Below are 17,652 nucleotides of genomic sequence, written 5' to 3'. Positions count from 1 at the left end.
CCAATGGTTTTTGCCCGTGTACCGACTTTGCGCGAAAGGGGTTGTCATATTTTGCACAATCGTAATATAGCCAGCCATAAGGAAAAGAGGGGCGCTGCGGCGGGCGGGGCCCCACGGGGGGGAAGGAATCCGGGGGGAGGGAGATGGAAGAGCCGAATGGAATCAATGGATTAAAGGCTGCGCCCAAGGCCAGGCGGCGCCGTGGGGGTGCGTCGGGACTGCGTTGGGTATTGCGGTTGCTCGATCCGGGCCGCTGGTCGCTCAAGGGACGGTTCCTGTACATTACCGGCGCGTTGCTTTTTCTTGGAAACTTTATTCTTATCGGATATTTATACATCATCCTGGAAGAAAATATCACCACCACGGCGGCGGACCGGCTGACGCTGCTGCGCGAGGTGGCGGCGGGCGAGGTGCGCCGGATGCAGGACACCCTGCACGCCCAGGCCCTGGCTCTGGCCGACATCCGGGCGGTGCAGGAGGGGCTGGAAGCCGGGGAGGCGGCGGCCCTGCGGGCCCTGCTGGTGCCCTATGAAAACAAGATCCGCCATGGGCTGCGGGCGCAGTCGGCGGAGTTCCGCCTGGCGCCCCGGGAGGCCGGGGGCCAGACCGTGGACCCTGCGGCGGCCCAGGCCTGCGAACGGCACGCGGCGGCCATGGGCGTGCGCGTGGAGGACGGGCGGCCGGTGGTCTACGCCGTCGTGCCGGTCTTGCGCGATACGCGCGTGGTCGGCACGGCCATGGCCGCGGTGTCGCTGTGCGAGGCGCTGGCCGGGGCGTCGCTGCCGCCGGAATACGGCCTGGCGGTGCTGGTGCCCGAGGCCGGGGGCCCGGCGGACGGCGCCGCCCCGGGCCTGGGGGAACGGCTGGTGGTTGCCTCCTCCCTGGGGCGCGGCGGGCAGGACCTGCCCAGCCCGGAGACCTTGCGCGCCCGGCCCGTGGCCCGCAAGGGCCATGTTCACGCCACGCTGATGGGGCTTGCCGATTCACAGGGGCGGCAGACGGCGGGGGTCGTGGTCAGCTACAACGCGGCCCTGCTCGGCCAGGCCAAGTGGAACCGCATCAATCTGTTCGCCTGGTTCTTCATCGGCGGGGCGCTGGTGCTCTGGTTCGCGCTCTATGCCAACGTGGCGCGCATCGAGCGTTTCTTCAGCCGTCTGAAGAAGATCATCATTTCGTCGCATTCCAATTATTTCGGCGAGCGCTTCGAGGCCGACCACCTGCACTGCCTCGACGTTATGCATTGTCATAACGAGGAGTGCCCGGTGTACCAGAATCCGTCCCTGGTCTGCTACCTGGAGACGGGCTCCGAGGCCATTTCGCCGCGCTGGCGCGACACGTGCATCTTCCTGAACAAGTACGACAGTTGCAAGGCCTGCCCGGTCTACGCCATGCGCCGGGGCGACGAGCTGACGGAGATGCGCAACGTGGTCAACACCATGATGCGCCTGTGGAGCAACTTCCTGGGCCGGGTCGGCCACCTGATGGCCTATGTGCTGCGCAGCCAGGAGCACACCGGGCAGATGCCCTCCCTGGACGAGATTTCCGACCGCCTGGAGGAAATGGCCAAGCTGACCTTCTTCAGCCGCGACCTTCAGGGCGTGCTGAACAAGGAGGAGGTCCACGCGCAGCTCGGGCACGTGTTCGCGGACCATTTCGGGCTGCGCCGGCTGCTGCTCTTCGAGGTCCGCGCCGACGACGGGTCCATGGACGTGGTGCTGGACCATGTGCCCGACCAGCCGCTGTGCCGCGACATGGTGTTGCGCAACACCGACGCCTGCCGCGCCTGCCGCACGGCCGAGGACGTGGTGTCCTTCTACAACCCCGTGCTCTGCCCCTACTTCAACTGCGACCAGGACAAGGACGTGCGCTGCTGCCTGCCCATGGTCATGGGCGGCAAAGTCGGCGGGGTGGTGACCTTCCTGGCGCCCCGGCGCGACTGGGAGGGCCTGCGTAAGCAACTGCCCATCCTGCGCAAGTATCTGGACGAGGCCGCACCGGTGCTTTCGTCCCTGCGGCTGCTCATGCTCTCCAAGGAGCAGGCCCTGCACGATCCGCTCACGCGCTGCCACAACCGGCGATTCCTGGACGAGTTCATCACCACCTTCGAGCCCCTGGCCGACCGCGAGAACCGCACCACCGGCCTGCTCATGTGCGACATCGACTACTTCAAGCAGGTCAACGACGAATACGGCCACGAGGCGGGCGACGCTGTGCTCAAGCAGCTTGTGGCCATCATCCAGGCGACCATCCGCAAGACGGACCTCCTGGTGCGCTACGGCGGCGAGGAGTTCCTGGCCCTGCTCCAGAACGTGGAGCCCGGTGCCTCGGAGGCCGTGGCCGAGAAAATCCGCGCCACGGTGGAACAGACGGCCCTGCGCCTGCCCGGGGGCATCACCATCCGCAAGACCATCAGCGTGGGCGTGGCCGAGTTTCCGCAGGACGGGCCGGGCATGTACAAGGCCATCAAGTTCGCCGACGTGGCGCTCTACGAGGCCAAGCGTGCCGGGCGCAACCGGATCATGCGCTTCGTCCCGACCATGTGGACGGACCAGGAATACTAACGGAGCGGCCGCCGGGAGAGTCTCCCGGCGGCCGACAGCCCGCCCGGGGCCGCCCACGCCGTGCGCCGCGCTCCGATGGCTCGCCCTTTTCCCTTGTCCGCCGGTTCCGGCGCCAGTCCTCCCTTGCCCTGCCTCCGGGCTTTCGATGTCGGGGTCTTTCCATCGTGCAAAACAGGTGCGCCCGGCGGATTAGGCAATAATCGCGCAGGATCATGTCTGCCGCCAGCCGGACAAAAGGGATATAACCACCTCGGAAAAACGGGTTCCCTCCGGCGGGATACCCGCCGCACCCGTTGAGCCAAAAGGTTTTTTGTGGTTTGGTTGTTTTTGCAGACGTATTTCAAGCAGAGGAAGCAGCATGGAAAAGGCAAAAGTGTTCTTCACTGATTTTCGGACCGTGGCCTTTGGCGACGGCCTGCCCGCCAAGCTCAAGAAAATGATCAGGAAAGCCGGAATCGGTGAAATCGACATGCAGGGCAGGTTCGCCGCCATCAAGCTGCATTTCGGCGAGCTGGGGAACATCAGCTACCTGCGCCCCAACTACGCCAGAGCCGTGGCCGACGTGGTGAAGGAGTTGGGCGGCAAACCCTTCCTGACCGACTGCAACACCATGTACCCGGGAAAACGGAAAAACGCGCTGGAGCACCTGGAGTGCGCCTGGGAAAACGGCTTCACGCCGCTGACGGTGGGCTGCCCGATTCTTATCGGCGACGGGCTCAAGGGCACAGACGACATCGCCGTGCCCGTGGCGGGCGGGGAATACGTGAAGGAGGCCAAAATCGGACGGGCGGTCATGGACGCCGACGTATTCATCAGCCTGACCCACTTCAAGGGCCACGAGGTGACCGGCTTCGGCGGCGCCATCAAGAACATCGGCATGGGCTGCGGCTCGCGCGCGGGCAAGACGGAGCAGCACAGCGACAGCAAGGCGACCATCGACGAGGCGCGCTGCAAGGGCTGCCGCACCTGCCTGAAGGAATGCGCCAACAATGGCCTGGAATATGACCCCGAGGCCAAGAAGGCACGCGTCAACCAGGACAATTGCGTCGGCTGCGGGCGCTGCCTGGGCGCGTGCAACTTCGACGCGATCTCCTTCGGGTTCGACGCGGCGGTCAAGGCCCTGAACTGCCGCATGGCCGAATACACCAAGGCCGTGATCGACGGCCGACCCCACTTCCATATCTCGCTGATCGTCGACGTGTCGCCCAACTGCGACTGCCACGGCGAGAACGACGCGCCCATCCTGCCCAACCTCGGCATGTTCGCGTCCTTCGATCCTCTGGCGCTGGACCAGGCCTGCGTGGACGCCTGCCTCAAGGCCAAGCCGCTTCCGGGCAGCCAGCTCGCCGAGAACATGACCAAGCCGGGCTTCAGGGACCACCACGACCATTTCACCAACTCCACGCCCGAGTCCGAATGGCGGACCTGCCTGGAGCACGCGGAGAAAATCGGCCTGGGCACCCGGGAGTACGAGCTGGTCATCGTCAAATAGCGGGACGGCCCCTTCCCCCCGGGAGTCGGCCCGCCAACGCCTGCGCCCGGCCCCTCCGCCAGCACGGAGGGGCCGGGTGCGGACCCGCCAGGAGGAGAGCCATGGATCGTCGCGACTTTCTGAAAAAGGCCATCGGTGGCGGCATCGCCGCCGGGTCCACCCTCGCCCTGGGCGGCGTGGGCGGCTTTTGGAGCGCCGCGGCCCGCGCGGCGGAGCCGGAAACGGCCTGGGACCTCGTGGCCGTTCGCGGCGGCGAACCGGACGAAATGTTCGACGCCGCCATCAACGCCTACGGCGGCATGCAGGCCTTCGTCCCCCGGGGAACCTCGGTCGTGGTCAAGCCGAACATCGGCTGGGATGTAACGCCGGAGCGCGCGGGAAACACCCACCCCGGGCTGATCGGGTGCATCGTGGCCCGCTGCCTCAAGGCCGGGGCCCGGGAAGTTCTCGTTTTCGACCACACCTGCGACGACTGGCGGCGATGTTACCGCAACAGCGGCATCGAGGCGGCGGTGGAGGCGGCGGGCGGCCGGATGGTTCCGGCCAACAGCCAGGACCACTACCGGGAGGTGACCGTGCCCCGGGCCGCGCGGCTGACCAAAACCATGGTCCATCAGGCCCTCCTGGACGCGGACGTGTTCATCAACGTGCCGGTGCTGAAGGACCATGGCTCCACCATGCTCACCGCCAGCATGAAGAACCTGATGGGTGTGGTTTGGGACCGGGGACAATGGCACCGCAACGACCTGCACCAGTGCATCGCGGACTTCGCCTCCTTCCGCAGGCCGGACCTGACCGTGGTGGACGCCTACAACGTCATGAAGCGCAACGGGCCGCGCGGCGTGTCCGTGGACGATGTGGTCACCATGAAGGCGCAACTCCTTGCAACGGATTTCGTGGCCGCCGATGCCGCCGCCGCCAGACTGTTCGGCGTGGAGCCTGCGGAAATCCGGCACATCCGGCTGGCCGCGGAGATGCACCTGGGGCGGATGGACCTCCAGAACCTGACCATCAACCGCATCAAGCTCGGGTAGCATGAGCCCGCGGTTCTTGAAGCGGTTGCGGGTTGCCGTCGCCGTCGTCTTCCTGGCCCCGACCGCGCTTCTCTTTCTGGATTTTCGGGACACCGGGGCGCGGCATCTGGCCGAGGGCGTGCTGTACCTGCAATTCGTGCCCTCAATGCTGCGCTTTTTGGGCGGCGCCACGTCCGGTGCCGCCGGGTGCCTCATCGTGCTGGGCCTGACCCTGCTTTTCGGGCGGGTCTATTGCTCCACCGTCTGCCCCTTCGGGGCCCTGCAGGACGCACTGGCCCGCCTCCCTGGCGGCAAGGGCCCGGGCCCCGGAAAACGGCGGCCCCGGTTTTCGTTCGCCAGGGCGCACGGCGTGCTGCGCTACGCGACCCTCCTGCTGGCCGTGCTCCTGTTCCTGGGCAGCAGCGGGCTGCTGTTGAACCTGCTCGATCCTTTCAGCAACTTCGGACGGATTTTCACCACCCTCGCCCGGCCCGCCGTCCTGGCCGCGAACAACCTGGCGGCGCCCGTGGCCGAGCGGCTGGGAATCCTGGCCCTGTACCGGGTGCCGTGGCCGGAAACATCCCCCGCCGCCGTGGGCGCGGCCCTGGTCGTGCTGCTGGCCGTGGCCTGGGCCGCCGCCCGGCGCGGCCGGCTCTACTGCAACACCCTCTGCCCCGTGGGCACGCTGCTCGGAATGGTCTCCAGGCATGCGCCGTTTCGCGTCCGGCTCGACCCCGATGCATGCCGGGGCTGCGGCCTGTGCGCACGCGTCTGCAAGGCGGAGTGCATCGACCACGCGGCACGGACGCTGGACGCGTCACGCTGCGTGAACTGCTACAACTGCCTGGAGGCCTGCCCCGAGGGCGCCCTGCGGCTTGGCCCCGGTTCCGGGCGGCCCCGTCCCGTCCAGGGCCGCCCCGGCCGCAGACGATTCCTGGCCGCTCTGGCCGTGGCGGGGCTGGGGGTGACCGCGGGCAAGAGTGTGGCGCAAACCGCGCAGGCCGTGCCGCCGCCTCTGCAAAGCCGCCCGACCACCATCCCCGAGGCCAGAACCAGTCCGGTTTCGCCCCCGGGCTCACAAAGCGTGGCGCGCTTCACGGCCCGGTGTACGGCGTGCCACCTGTGCGTGGCCGCCTGCCCGGCCCAGGTGCTGGTGCCCGCCTTTCTCGACTACGGCCTGTCCGGCCTGCTGCAACCGCAAATGTCCTTCCGGTCCGCCCACTGCAACTTCGACTGCACCCTCTGCTCGGAAATCTGCCCCAGCGGGGCCATCGCGCCGCTGGACAGGGAGCGCAAACAGCGCACCCAGGTCGGCGTGGCGGCGTTCATCCGGGAAAACTGCGTGGTGTATACCGACAACACCAACTGCGGCGCCTGCTCCGAACACTGCCCGACCAAGGCCGTGCGCATGGTGCCCTACCTGGACATGGCGGGCCACAGGCTCGTCATTCCGGAAGTGCGCCCGGCCCTTTGCGTCGGGTGCGGCGCCTGCGAACACGCCTGCCCCACCCGGCCGTACCGGGCCATCGCTGTGAACGGAAACCCGGTCCACGCGCTGGCCGACAAGCCCGAGGAGGAAGCACCGCTCCCGGAGCCCGCCGCCACAGAGGATTTTCCTTTCTGAAAACGCGCTTCGGCGCCCGGCCTGCCTTGACGGGTATTCCGCTCTCCCTTCGAATCTGCTCGTCCCGCAGGCACGATGCCAGGTTCTTCGCGGCCTTTGTCCGCTGCGGCCGCACGATTTGAACCATTTTTCACAAATCGCATTTTCCGGCCTCCACGGCCGGGGTCATTTTTCGGGCTTCGCCCAGGGCTGGGTCCACATCGCACTGCGCATCCGGACGGCCAGGAGCAGCGAACCATTAATGAATCCTATTTAAAATAGGTATATTATCTCATTAGCACCTGGAGCGTCCGCTTGGATTCCGGGCCTCGGCCCGGCCTTGGGGCACCGCGATGTACCCTCCCGCGAGGCAGCCCGAGGGCGTGGTGCGATGGCCATTGGGGATGCTTTTCGGCTTTCCCGGTCATTTTTCATTCAGAAAATACATTTTCAAAAAACAGGCAATAATATATTGATATATAATACTTTTCAATGAAAAACACCACGCCGGGCCCAGAAGGACAGCCAGAAGAGGGTTTCCGGTGCTTCGGCACCATATCCGGGTGAAATATAATTGATTCTCAATGCACTTTGCGCTGCTTCCCGTGTTGCGTGAAATCAGTAACGAACGTTGCGTTCCGCGAGAGAGTCTTCTAAGACGGTAAAGCTGGTTGAATACCCCTATCTTGGAGGACTGCATCCATGGAAAAGCTGCGCAAAGTGCTGGCCGTCTGCTTCGTCATTGCCTTCGTGACCGCCCTGGCGGGCGCCGCCCAGGCCGGGCCCATCGTCATCAAGTATTCCCACGTCGTCGCCGAGAACACGCCCAAGGGCCAGATGGCCACCAAGCTCAAGGAGCTTGTGGAACAGCGCCTGGCCGGAAAGGTCGTTGTGGAGGTTTTTCCCAACTCCCAGCTCTTCGATGACGACAAGGTGCTCTCGGCGATGCTGCTGGGCGACGTGCAGCTTGCTGCCCCGGCGCTGTCCAAGTTCGAGAAGTTCACCAAGCGGTTGCAGATCTACGACCTGCCCTTCCTGTTCCGCGACATGCCGGCCATCGACCGCTTCCAGCAGGGCCCCGAGGGCCAGGAGCTGCTCAATTCCATGACCAAGAAGGGTCTCATCGGCCTGGGCTACCTGCACAACGGGCTCAAGCAGATGACCTCCAACGTGCCCCTGCGCGTGCCCGCCGACGCCAAGGGCCGCAAGTTCCGCATCATGCAGTCCGACGTGCTGGCCGCGCAGTTCGAGGCCCTGGACGCCGTGCCCCTCAAGGCGCCGTTCTCCGAGGTCTTCACCCTGTTGCAGACCAAGGCCATCGACGGGCAGGAGAACTCCTGGTCGAACATCTACTCCAAGAAGTTCTTCGAGGTGCAGCCCTACATCACCGAAACCAACCACGGCGTGCTCGACTACATGCTGGTGACCTCCGTGGAATTCTGGAACAGCCTGCCCGACGACGTGCGCACCGTGCTCAAGGAGTGCATCGACGAGGCCATCGTGCACAACAACAAGGTTTCCGACGCGAAGTCCACCGAGGACAAGGCCAAGATCGCCGAATCGGGCCGGACCGAAATCATCGAACTGACCGACGCCGAGCGCGAGCAGTGGGTCGAGGCCATGAAGCCGGTGTGGAAGAAGTTCGAGGGCGATATCGGCACCGACATGCTTGAGGCCGCCGTCGCCTCCAACAAGAACTAGCCGGACCGGCCCATGCCCACCATACGGATGATTCTCAACCGCTTCGAGGAGACGGTCATCTCGCTGCTGCTCGCGGCCATGACCCTGGAAGTCTTCATCGAAGTCATCATGCGCTATGTGTTCAACAAGGGCCTGCTCTGGGGTACGGAGCTGACCCTGCACCTGGGCGCATGGATGGTCCTCTTCGGCGCCTCCTACGGCATCAAGGTCGGCTCGCACATCGGGGTGGACGCGTTCTTGCGCGTCCAGCCCCCGATGGCGCGCCGGGTCATCAGCACCCTGGCCGTGCTCGGGGCCCTGGCCTACTGCGCCCTGGTCATGATCGGGGCCTGGGGCTACCTCTCCAAAATGTATGCCATCGGCATAGAATTGCAGGATATTCCAGTCCCGCGCTGGATGGCCCACAGTATCCTGTTCATCGGCTATGTCATGCTTTCGGCCCGGCTCATCGAGCTGCTGATCCGCGTGGTCACCGGCAAGGCCGACGGCTTCAAGCTGCCCGACGAGGCCAAGGAAGGCATCAAGATGTACGTCAAGAAAGAGGGTCGCGACGGGCGCGGTGCCGCACCAGGCGGCGGGGAGGCGTCCAGGCCATGACCACCGTCGCCCTGTTCCTCATCCTCTTCCTGTGCCTGCTGTCGGGCATGCCCATCGCCATGGGCCTGGGCCTGGCGAGCATCTCGACCATCCTGTTCTTCTCCAGCGACTCCCTGGCGTCCATCTCGCTGAAACTCATGGCCAACCTGGGCGAACACTATACCCTGCTGGCCATTCCGTTCTTCATCCTGTCCTCGGCGTTCCTGTCCACAGGCGGTGTGGCCAACCGGCTGATCCGCTTCGCGGTGGACTGCGTGGGCTCCATCCGGGGCGGCCTGGCCATGGCCTCGGTGCTGGCCTGCATGCTCTTCGCCGCCGTGTCGGGCTCCTCGCCCGCCACCGTGGCGGCCATCGGCAGCATCGTCATCGCGGGCATGGTCCGCTCCGGCTATCCGGAGTCCATGGCCGCCGGCGTCATCTGCAACGCGGGCACCCTGGGCATCCTCATCCCGCCGTCCATCGTCATGCTCGTCTACGCGGCGGCCACCGAGGAATCCGCCGCCCGGCTGTTCATGGCCGGGGTCGTCCCCGGGCTGATGATGGGCCTCATGCTCATGCTGGTCATCTACGTGGTGGCGCGGGTGAAGAACCTGCCCGCCCAGCCCTGGCCGGGCCTGCGGGCGCTTGTGCTCTCGTTCATCTCGGCCTCGGGCGGCCTGTTCCTCATCTTCATCGTGCTCGGGTCCATCTACCTCGGCGTGGCCAGCCCGACCGAGGCGGCGGCCCTGTCGGCGGTGTACGCCTACCTCGTGGCGGTGTTCTTCTACCGCGACATGGGCCCGCTCAAGGGCGTGCCCTGGCGCCACCCCGGCGAGGGCCTGGCCCAGGCCGCCCTGCGCAACGCGGGCGGCATGCTCCTGGCCTTTCCCAGGAGCCTGTACCACCCCGAGGTGCGCAAGGTGGTGCTGGACGCCTCCAAGGTGTCCATCATGCTGCTGTTCATCATCGGCAACGCCATGCTCTTCGCCCACGTGCTGACCACCGAGCGCATCCCGCACCACATCGCCGAGCTCATCGTGCACTGGAACCTGCCCGCGTGGGGCTTCCTCATCGTGGTCAACATCCTGCTGCTCATCGCGGGCAACTTCATGGAGCCGTCGGCCATCCTGCTGATCATGGCGCCCATCCTGTTCCCCATCTCGCAGCAGCTCGGCATCGACGGCACCCACCTGGGCATCATCATGGTCGTGAACATGGAAATCGGCATGATCACCCCGCCCGTGGGCCTGAACCTGTTCGTCACCTCGGGCATCACCGGCAGGCCGCTGACCTGGGTGCTGCGCGCGGCGCTGCCCTGGCTCATGGTCCTGCTGGTCTTTTTGGTGCTCATCACCTACATCCCGGAAATCTCCCTGGTCCTGCCCGACTACATCGACCAGGTGCGCGGCTACAAGTAGGCCGGGAACCGGCCCCGAAACCAAAGGCCCCCGCCGGAGAACTCCGGCGGGGGCCTTTTCGTGCGCGCGGGCCGGGCGGGCCCCGGCGCGGGCCGCTATTCGGTCTTGCCTTCGCGGCCGGTGATCAGGATCAGGTGATACCCGAACTGGGTGCGCACCGGGCCGTGGACCCTGCCGACCTCTTCGGTGAAGCAGACCTTGTCGAAGGGCTCGACCATCATCCCGGGGCGGAAGGTGCCCAGGTCGCCGCCCTGGCGGCCCGAAGGGCACTTGGAATGCTCGCGGGCCACGGCCTCGAATTCCGCACCGGCCTCGATCTGCTGTTTCAGCTCCAGGCAGGCCTCTTCCGTGGGCACCAGAATGTGCTTGGCGGTACACGTCAGCATGGGCTCTCCTTGCGTTTTTTGCATTGATGAACGCCCGGCCCGGGCGGGCCGCGGCGGGAGGCGCAGGGTCGCACAAGGGCCCGCCCTTGGCAAGCCGCCCCGTGCCCCGGGGGCCGACTTTTCTTGACAGGTCCCTCAGGGCACTGTACCGCTATTCTCCCGTTCCCCTGAAACCATGGAGAACCGATGAAGATCATTGTGCAAATTTTTGCAGTTGCCCTGCTGGCCCTGGCCGTGTGCGCCGTGGACCCGAGCCCCGCCGACGCCGCGCGCTTCGGCGGCGGCAAATCGTTCGGCGGCAGCCGCTCTTTCAATCAGAGCTACTCCAAACCCGTGGCGCCCCAGCGCCAGACCGGGCAGCAGCAGATGGCCGCCCCCGCCCGCCCGGGCATGGGCGGCATGGGCGGCATCTTCGGCGGCCTGCTGGCCGGAACGCTGCTCGGCTCGTTGTTCTTCGGCCAGCCCTTCGCCGGGGGCGGCATGCTCGACATCCTGCTCATCGGCGGTGCCCTGTTCCTGGTCTTCCGCCTGCTGCGCGGGCGCAGGCCCATGGCCCAGCCCGCCGGGGCGGGCTACGGCGGCGCGGGCCCCGGCGCCTATCCGGGCATGACCCGCGACGCGGGCCCCGGCGCGGCCTGGGGCGGGCTGGCCAGCGGCCCCGACACGCGCCCCGAGGTCAGCATGCCTCCCGGCTTCGACGAGGCCGAATTCCTGCAAGGCGCCAAGGCCGCCTACGCCCGGCTCCAGGCCTCGTGGGATGCGCGCGACATGGAGGACATCCGCCAGTTCACCACCGGCGCGGTGTTCAGCGAAATCAGCGCCCAGGCCCAGGCCGACCCCGGCCCCTCGCGCACCGAGGTGCTCATGGTCGATGCACGCCTGCTCGAAGCCCGCACCGAGGGCCCGGCCACCCTGGCCACCGTCTACTTCGACGCCCTGCTGCGCGAAACCCGGGGCGGCGGCACCGAACAGGTCCGCGAAGTCTGGCACTTCCGCCGCCAGGACGACACCGCTGGCGGCATGTGGCTCCTGGACGGCATCCAGCAACTGGAACAGTAACAGCCGCGGGGAGCAGGGGCGCGTAAGAACGCCCCTGCCCCAGGCGCCAAAAACAGGCGCTCCGCCCTGCCCTGCCCCGGGCCCACCCCACTCTCCCCCGTCCGGAAAGGCTCCCTCGGGGAGAACACGAAAGCGACCCGGCCAAAGCCGGACCCAAGGCCTCAAAGCAACCGGGCCGGGTTCCCACTCAGGGAATCCGGCCCGGTTGTCTTGGGCCCGCCGGGGCCGTGTCTGTTTTTCGGTGCGGGCCCGGCATGCGGGCCATCCGGGGCCTCCGGCCCGCCCGGAAGCGGCTCCCGCCTCTCTCGCCATTCCCCGGGGGGAGGCGCCGCCTTTCCCGGGTCCGGGCCGTCGCCGCTCCCGCCGGTTTCGCGCTCCCCGTGCCTACCGCTCCCGGCGGCCCTTGGGCCGGGAGGCGGCGTCCTGGTCCAGGAGTTCCAGGTCCACCTCCAGGCGCGCGAGGCTGACGCCACCCAGGCGCACACGCAGCTTCTGGCCCAGGGCGAAGCGTTTGCCCGTGCGCTCGCCCACGATCTCCTGACGGTCGGTGAGGTAGTGGTAATAGTCGTCGGACAAGGTGGACAGGCGGACCATGCCTTCGGCCATGACCTCGTTGAGTTCGACCCAGAAGCCGTAGTCGGACAGGCCGTTGACGATGCCGGTGTAGGTTTCGCCGACCTTGTCCTCCAGGAAAAGGATGGTCAGGCGCTTGAGGATTTCGCGCTCGGCCTCGGTGGCCACGCGTTCGCGGGCGCTGATGTGCTCGGCGATCTTCTTCATGGTCGTGGCCCGGGGCAGGGGCTCGTGGTCCATGCCGATGGCCGCCTTGAGGGCGCGGTGAACGACCAAATCCGCATAGCGGCGGATGGGCGAGGTGAAATGGCAGTAGCAGTCGGAGGCCAGGCCGAAGTGCCCGGTGTGCTGCGGGGAATAGACGGCCTGCATCATGGAGCGCAGCACCAGCCGCCCGGCCAGGAACTCCAGGTCCGTGCCCTGGGCGGCGGCCAGCAGGGCCTGGAGGTCCGCCGGGGAGACGGCAGCCCCCGGGGCGGGCAGCTTGGGCGCCAGCTCGGTGCGCGAGAGCAGCTTGAACACGGCGCGCAGCTTGTCGGCGTCGGGCGCGGGGTGGATGCGGTACATGCAGGGCAGCCCGCGCGCGGTGAGCAGCCGGGCCACGGCCTCGTTGGCCGCGATCATGAACTCCTCGATGAGCTGGTGGGCAAAGGTGCGCGGGCGGGGGCGGATGTCGGTGGTTTCGCCCATCATGTTGAACATGATTTCGGGCTCGGGCAGGTCGAAGTCCAGGCTGCCGCGCGCGGCGCGCACGCGGTTGAGCACGCGGGCCAGGCGTTCGGCCTCTTCGAGCATGGGCAGGACGGCGCCCAGGGTCTGGCGCTCGGCGGGGTCGTTTTCGCCCAGGGCGCGGTGGACCTGCATGTAGGTCAGCCGGGCGTGGCTCTTGATGACTGCGGCGTGGAAGCGCTCGTCGCGGGGCTGCCCGTCGGGGGTGAAGCCGATTTCGGCGACCATGGCCAGCCGGGGCACGTCGGGGTTCAGGCTGCACAGGCCGTTGGACAGCGCCTCGGGGAACATGGGCTCCACGGACTGGGGAAAATAGTAGGAGTTGCCGCGCTCGAAGGCCTCGCGGTCCAGGTGCGAGCCGGGGGCCACGTAGTGGCTCACGTCGGCGATGGCCACGGTGAGGCGCCAGCCGTCGCCCTCGCGGCGCACATGCACGGCGTCGTCGAAATCGCGGGCCTTGGCGCCGTCGATGGTCACCAGCCCCAGGCCGCGCAGATCCTTGCGGCCCTCGAAGTCCTCCGGGCCGGGGTCGCCGGGCAGGATGCGGGTTTCCTCCAGCACGCGGCGGGGGAACTTGCGCGGCACGCCGTGGGCGCTCTTGACCAGGGCCTCCTGGACCTTGGGGTCGGATTCGGAGCCCAGGTTCTCGGCGGCGCTGGCGGCCCATAGCCCGGCGTCGAGCTTGTCGCCGGGCAGCACGTGCACGATGTCGCCGCGCTCGGGCTCGTCGGCCAGGGGTTTGGTGTCGGCCATGACGTTGAAGTGCAGGCGCGGGTCGGTGGGAAAGGCCAGGTAGAGGTCCGGGCCCAGGCGGCGCTCCACGCGCACGGGCAGGGTCTTGAGCCCGCGCGCGAGCACGCGCACGATGCGGCCCTCGGGGCTCTTGCCCCGGCCCTGGCCGTCGCGCCCGCCGCGCGGGGGCGCCACGGCGACCATGACCTCGTCGCCGTGCCAGGCGTCGCCGAAGCTGCCGCGCGGCACGAAGATGTCCTTGCGGCGCTGGTCTTCGGGAATGACGAAGCCCACGCCCGAGCGCTGGACCTGGAGCCGCCCCTTGACCAGGGACATGCTCTCGGTCAACCCGTAGGCCCCGCCCCGGGTGCGGATGATGCGCCCGGCTTCCAGCAGGGCGGCCAGCACGGCCTTGAGGTCGCGCTTGCGGTCCTTGCGCAGGTCCAGGCGGCGCAGCAGTTCGGTGGTCCGCAGGGGCTGGCGCGCTTCGCGGAAGGCGCGCAGCACGGAGGTCTGGTCCAGCCCGGAGGGGGCGGATTCCTTTTTCTGGGGTTTGCGTTTGCGGGCCATGGGGGCTCCTGGGCTCGGGTGGCGGGGGCGGCGGCTGCCGCTGGGGCAATTGTACAGCAGGGCGCGGGAATGGCAACCGCCAAGGCCGTGGCGATCCGGTGGCGGCCCTGCGCGGGCTGGGCCTCAGGCGCGGCCCGGTGCGGGAAGGCCGTGCGGCCTCAGGCGCGGGCCACGGCGGCCTCCCACCACTGGGGGAAGGACAGCTCGGTGAACAGGGCCTCGCCGAAGGCCAGGGTGGTGTCGAAGGTCCACAGCCGGGCGGGGCCCAGGGCGGCGAGCTTCACGGCGTCCTTGGCGGTGCAGAGCACGTGGGCGGCGCCCGTGCGCCGGGCCTCGGCGTCGATGAAGTCGCGGTCGGCGCGGGTGTAGGCGTGGTGGTCGTCGTAGCGCAGGTGGTGTGCGGGCGGGGTGCCCAGCAGGGCCTGGGCCGTGGCGGCGACCTGATCGGGCTCGCCCACGCCGGTGACCAGCAGGTACGGCTCGCCGCCGAAGTTGCGCACGGTGCCGCCCTGGTCCAGGCGCACCAGCCCGCGCACGGCCAGGGAAAAATTGAACACCGGCTTGCCCAGGGGCTCCAGGTGGCGGCGGATGAACGGGCCCAGGGCCCGGAATTCGTCGGGCGGGCACTTGATGAGCAAGGCATGGGCGGCGGTCAGGGCGCCCGCGCCCTCGCGCCAGGGCCCGGCGGGCAGCACGCGGTCCCAGTCGGCCAGCAGGTCCGCGGGTTTGAGCAGTACGAGGTCGATGTCCCGGGCCATGGCCAGATGCTGGAAGCCGTCGTCGAGCACGAGCATGTCGGGCGGGTCGGGAGTCTGGGCCAGGGCCAGGGCCGCGCGGGGCCGTCGCGGGTCCACCACCACGCGGGCCCCGGGGTGCGTGCGCGCCAGCAGCAGGGGCTCGTCGCCCGCCTGCCCGGGGCCGGATTCGGGCGTGACCAGATAGGGCAGGTGCGGCGGACTGGCCTTGTAGCCCCGGGTGAGCACGGCGGGGCGCCGCCCGGCCTTGAGGGCCCAGTCGAGAATCCAGTCCGTAAGCGGGGTCTTGCCCGTGCCGCCCCAGCAGATGTTGCCCACGCTGACGGTGAGCCAGGGCGCGCGGTGGGCGCGCAGGGTCCCGGTCGCATAGGAGCGGCGGCGCAGGCCCATCAGCGCGGCGTAGAGGCGGCCGGGTATTCGCAGCAGGGGCGAGAGGGCGTCTTGCAGGGGGACGAGTTGGCGCATGGGAAAAGCCCGGGGGCGCGGGGCCGCCCCCGGGCTGGTGCGTCTAGTTGCGCGAGGAACCCATGAAGCGCAGCAGGAACAAGAAGAGGTTGATGAAGTCGAGGTACAGGGTCAGGGCGCCGAGAATGGTGCCGCGGCGCAGGGCGGCATCGTCGCCCGCCGGGGCGGTTTCGCCCATGACCTTGAGCTTCTGGGTGTCCCACGCGGTCAGGCCGGTGAACAGCAGCACGCCGACGCCGGAGATGATCCAGTCGAGCGAGCCGGACTGCATGAACATGTTCACGACCATGGCGATGATCAGGCCGAAGACGCCCATCATCAGGAAGCTGCCCATGGCGGTCAGGTCGCGCTTGGTGGTCATGCCGTAGACGCTCATGGAGCCGAACATGCCCGCGCAGACCAGGAAGGTCTTGAACACCGAGGCCCCGGTGTAGGCGATGAGAATGCTGGACAGGGACAGGCCCATGGCGCAGCTATAGGCCAGGAACATGCCCGTGGCCATGCCCGGGGACATTTTGCGGATGCCCGCCGACAGGGCGATGACGAAGCCCAGGGGCGCCAGCAGGACGATGAACATGCTGATCTGGTTGCCGAAGATGAGCTGAAGCAGGGTCGGGCTGCTCGCCGTCATGAACGCCACGGCTGCGGTCAGCGCCAGGCCGGCGGTCATCCAGCCGTACACGCCGCGCATGAAGGCGTTGAGGACCTCGGCTCCGGTGCGGGAAAGGCCCGCAGTCTGGTACCGTTGCATTGTTTCCTCCGAATTCATGGTCACGTTCAGGGTTTCACGTTCTTCCGACTAATAAACAGCATCGGGCCCCCTGGCAAGGGAAAGCGGACGGCGGCCGGGGCTCAGGAGTGGTTCTTGGGGTCCATGCGGTCGCGCACCGGGGCGGCGTCGGCCCAGGTCGGCTCGCTCCAGGCCAGGGGCGTGCTCCGCGACGGGGCGACCTCGACCGTACGCTGGGCGCCGCCCTGGCGCACGGCCACGGTCACGGCCTGGCCCGAGGCCACGGCCCGGGGGCTGAAGGACGCCACGAAGGCGGCGGCGGCGGCCACGGCCTCGGGCGCCCAGGGCCCGGCCAGTTCGCGGCCCACGGCCAGCGGCCCCGGGTAGCCCTGGACAACGAAGACCATATCCTCGGGCCGGGCCAGCTCCGAAAGCTGGTCGTTGCTTTTCTTGTCGCGGCCGATGGCCAGCCAGTGCGTGCCCGCCCAATACTGCCGCCCCACGTTGGCCAGGTAAAAATGGGCCGCCGGGGGCTCGGCCACCTGGGCGAAGATGGGCGCGTAGCGCTTGGCCGAGGATTCCTCGGTCAGCAGGCAGCCGCCCGCCGGGGTCGGGATGTCGGTGATGCCGAAGCTTCTGGCCAGCTCAAGCTGCGCGGTACGGCCCCGGCCCCAGAAGCCATGCAGGCGCTCCCGGTCCACGAGGCCCGAGGTCTCCATGGGCGTGGGCTCCTGGCGCAGGGCGCACAGCGGGCGCAGCAGCACGTCGCGCGTGCCGGACTCGTTGCGCACGCTGTTCATGGCGTCCTGGCGCTGGGACATGGGCCGCTGGCCGACCACCTCGCCGGTGACGATGCACCGCGCGCCGTAATGGTCCATCAATTCCCGGGCGCGGGTGAGCATGAGGATCTTGCAATCCACGCAGGGGTTGAAAAAACGCCCGAAGCCGAAACGCGGCCCGGCCAGCATCATGCGCACGAAGTCCTCGCCCGCGTCCACGGCGGTCACGTCCAGGCCGTAGGTCCGCCGCCAGTAGCCCAGGCGGCGCGGGTGGCCGAAAAAAGGGCTGGTGAAATGCAGGCATTTCACGGCCAGGCCCTGGGCTTCCATGACCTTCACGGCCAGCAGGGAATCCAGCCCGGCGCTGAACAGCGCCACGGCGTCGTAAGTCTTTTTGCTCATAGGTCGCGGTACTCTCGCGGGCAATGTCCCGTGGCAGGGCCTATAATGCCTGGGCCCGGGGCTGGCAAGGGCGGGGCGACCCGGGGCGCCCGCGCACGGCGGCGGCCC

General features: G+C 67.9%; 13 protein-coding genes. 8 read left to right on the top strand and 5 right to left on the bottom strand.

Annotated elements, in window-relative coordinates; translation table 11 throughout:
• Positions 1-236 precede the first annotated feature (236 nt).
• From ACZ5KV_RS10650 to ACZ5KV_RS10620, 7 genes are all read left to right on the top strand, one after another.
• On the top strand, positions 237-2,561 hold the full coding sequence (locus ACZ5KV_RS10650) for a GGDEF domain-containing protein (protein WP_464239278.1): 2,325 nt from the start codon (positions 237-239) through the stop codon (positions 2,559-2,561).
• Positions 2,562-2,919: 358 nt separating this feature from the next.
• Positions 2,920-4,053 carry a DUF362 domain-containing protein gene (locus ACZ5KV_RS10645; protein ID WP_464239277.1) on the top strand — a complete coding sequence of 378 codons (1,134 nt, stop codon included), beginning with the start codon at positions 2,920-2,922 and terminating at the stop codon, positions 4,051-4,053.
• A 101-nt stretch (positions 4,054-4,154) separates the two neighbouring features.
• A complete protein-coding gene (locus tag ACZ5KV_RS10640) occupies positions 4,155-5,087 on the top strand; it encodes a DUF362 domain-containing protein (protein WP_464239276.1) in 933 nt (310 codons plus the stop codon).
• Between the two features lie 16 nt (positions 5,088-5,103).
• On the top strand, positions 5,104-6,690 hold the full coding sequence (locus ACZ5KV_RS10635) for a 4Fe-4S binding protein (protein ID WP_464239275.1): 1,587 nt from the start codon (positions 5,104-5,106) through the stop codon (positions 6,688-6,690).
• A 681-nt stretch (positions 6,691-7,371) separates the two neighbouring features.
• A complete protein-coding gene (locus tag ACZ5KV_RS10630) occupies positions 7,372-8,370 on the top strand; it encodes a TRAP transporter substrate-binding protein (RefSeq protein WP_464239274.1) in 999 nt (332 codons plus the stop codon).
• Between the two features lie 12 nt (positions 8,371-8,382).
• Positions 8,383-8,967 carry a TRAP transporter small permease gene (locus ACZ5KV_RS10625; RefSeq protein ID WP_464239273.1) on the top strand — a complete coding sequence of 195 codons (585 nt, stop codon included), beginning with the start codon at positions 8,383-8,385 and terminating at the stop codon, positions 8,965-8,967.
• Positions 8,964-10,364 carry a TRAP transporter large permease gene (locus tag ACZ5KV_RS10620; RefSeq protein WP_464239272.1) on the top strand — a complete coding sequence of 467 codons (1,401 nt, stop codon included), beginning with the start codon at positions 8,964-8,966 and terminating at the stop codon, positions 10,362-10,364. Before ACZ5KV_RS10625 ends, ACZ5KV_RS10620 begins: the two co-directional genes overlap by 4 nt.
• Before the next feature lie 95 nt (positions 10,365-10,459).
• Here the strand turns inward: ACZ5KV_RS10620 and ACZ5KV_RS10615 are convergent, their stop codons facing one another.
• Positions 10,460-10,750: a peptidylprolyl isomerase gene (locus ACZ5KV_RS10615; RefSeq protein WP_464239271.1), complete on the bottom strand. Its 291-nt coding sequence runs from the start codon at positions 10,748-10,750 to the stop codon at positions 10,460-10,462.
• Between the two features lie 186 nt (positions 10,751-10,936).
• Here ACZ5KV_RS10615 and ACZ5KV_RS10610 point away from each other — a divergent pair, with 186 nt between their 5' ends.
• Positions 10,937-11,809: a Tim44 domain-containing protein gene (locus ACZ5KV_RS10610; protein ID WP_464239270.1), complete on the top strand. Its 873-nt coding sequence runs from the start codon at positions 10,937-10,939 to the stop codon at positions 11,807-11,809.
• A 384-nt stretch (positions 11,810-12,193) separates the two neighbouring features.
• Here the strand turns inward: ACZ5KV_RS10610 and rnr are convergent, their stop codons facing one another.
• The 4 genes from rnr to ACZ5KV_RS10590 all read right to left on the bottom strand — a co-directional run bounded on the left by rnr (position 12,194) and on the right by ACZ5KV_RS10590 (position 17,544).
• The gene (gene rnr / locus ACZ5KV_RS10605; RefSeq protein WP_464239269.1) at positions 12,194-14,413 is read right to left on the bottom strand and encodes a ribonuclease R; all 2,220 of its coding nucleotides are present in this window, start codon (positions 14,411-14,413) and stop codon (positions 12,194-12,196) included.
• A 158-nt stretch (positions 14,414-14,571) separates the two neighbouring features.
• The gene (gene lpxK / locus ACZ5KV_RS10600; RefSeq protein WP_464239268.1) at positions 14,572-15,633 is read right to left on the bottom strand and encodes a tetraacyldisaccharide 4'-kinase; all 1,062 of its coding nucleotides are present in this window, start codon (positions 15,631-15,633) and stop codon (positions 14,572-14,574) included.
• 43 nt (positions 15,634-15,676) lie between these two features.
• Positions 15,677-16,384: a Bax inhibitor-1/YccA family protein gene (locus ACZ5KV_RS10595; protein ID WP_464239267.1), complete on the bottom strand. Its 708-nt coding sequence runs from the start codon at positions 16,382-16,384 to the stop codon at positions 15,677-15,679.
• 101 nt (positions 16,385-16,485) lie between these two features.
• Positions 16,486-17,544 carry an adenine nucleotide alpha hydrolase family protein gene (locus tag ACZ5KV_RS10590; RefSeq protein ID WP_464239266.1) on the bottom strand — a complete coding sequence of 353 codons (1,059 nt, stop codon included), beginning with the start codon at positions 17,542-17,544 and terminating at the stop codon, positions 16,486-16,488.
• Between the last annotated feature and the right edge of the window lie 108 nt (positions 17,545-17,652).

The organism is Desulfocurvus thunnarius, from assembly GCF_055390965.1.
This window is presented reverse-complemented; position numbering and strand designations above follow the sequence as displayed.

Coding starts and splice junctions, on each gene's coding strand:
- ACZ5KV_RS10645 (WP_464239277.1), top strand. CDS start 2,920: ATGGAAAAGGCAAAAGTGTTCTTCACTGATTTTCGGACCGTGGCCTTT.
- ACZ5KV_RS10640 (WP_464239276.1), top strand. CDS start 4,155: ATGGATCGTCGCGACTTTCTGAAAAAGGCCATCGGTGGCGGCATCGCC.
- ACZ5KV_RS10630 (WP_464239274.1), top strand. CDS start 7,372: ATGGAAAAGCTGCGCAAAGTGCTGGCCGTCTGCTTCGTCATTGCCTTC.
- ACZ5KV_RS10625 (WP_464239273.1), top strand. CDS start 8,383: ATGCCCACCATACGGATGATTCTCAACCGCTTCGAGGAGACGGTCATC.
- ACZ5KV_RS10620 (WP_464239272.1), top strand. CDS start 8,964: ATGACCACCGTCGCCCTGTTCCTCATCCTCTTCCTGTGCCTGCTGTCG.
- ACZ5KV_RS10615 (WP_464239271.1), bottom strand. CDS start 10,750: ATGCTGACGTGTACCGCCAAGCACATTCTGGTGCCCACGGAAGAGGCC.
- ACZ5KV_RS10610 (WP_464239270.1), top strand. CDS start 10,937: ATGAAGATCATTGTGCAAATTTTTGCAGTTGCCCTGCTGGCCCTGGCC.
- rnr (WP_464239269.1), bottom strand. CDS start 14,413: ATGGCCCGCAAACGCAAACCCCAGAAAAAGGAATCCGCCCCCTCCGGG.
- lpxK (WP_464239268.1), bottom strand. CDS start 15,633: ATGCGCCAACTCGTCCCCCTGCAAGACGCCCTCTCGCCCCTGCTGCGA.
- ACZ5KV_RS10595 (WP_464239267.1), bottom strand. CDS start 16,384: ATGCAACGGTACCAGACTGCGGGCCTTTCCCGCACCGGAGCCGAGGTC.
- ACZ5KV_RS10590 (WP_464239266.1), bottom strand. CDS start 17,544: ATGAGCAAAAAGACTTACGACGCCGTGGCGCTGTTCAGCGCCGGGCTG.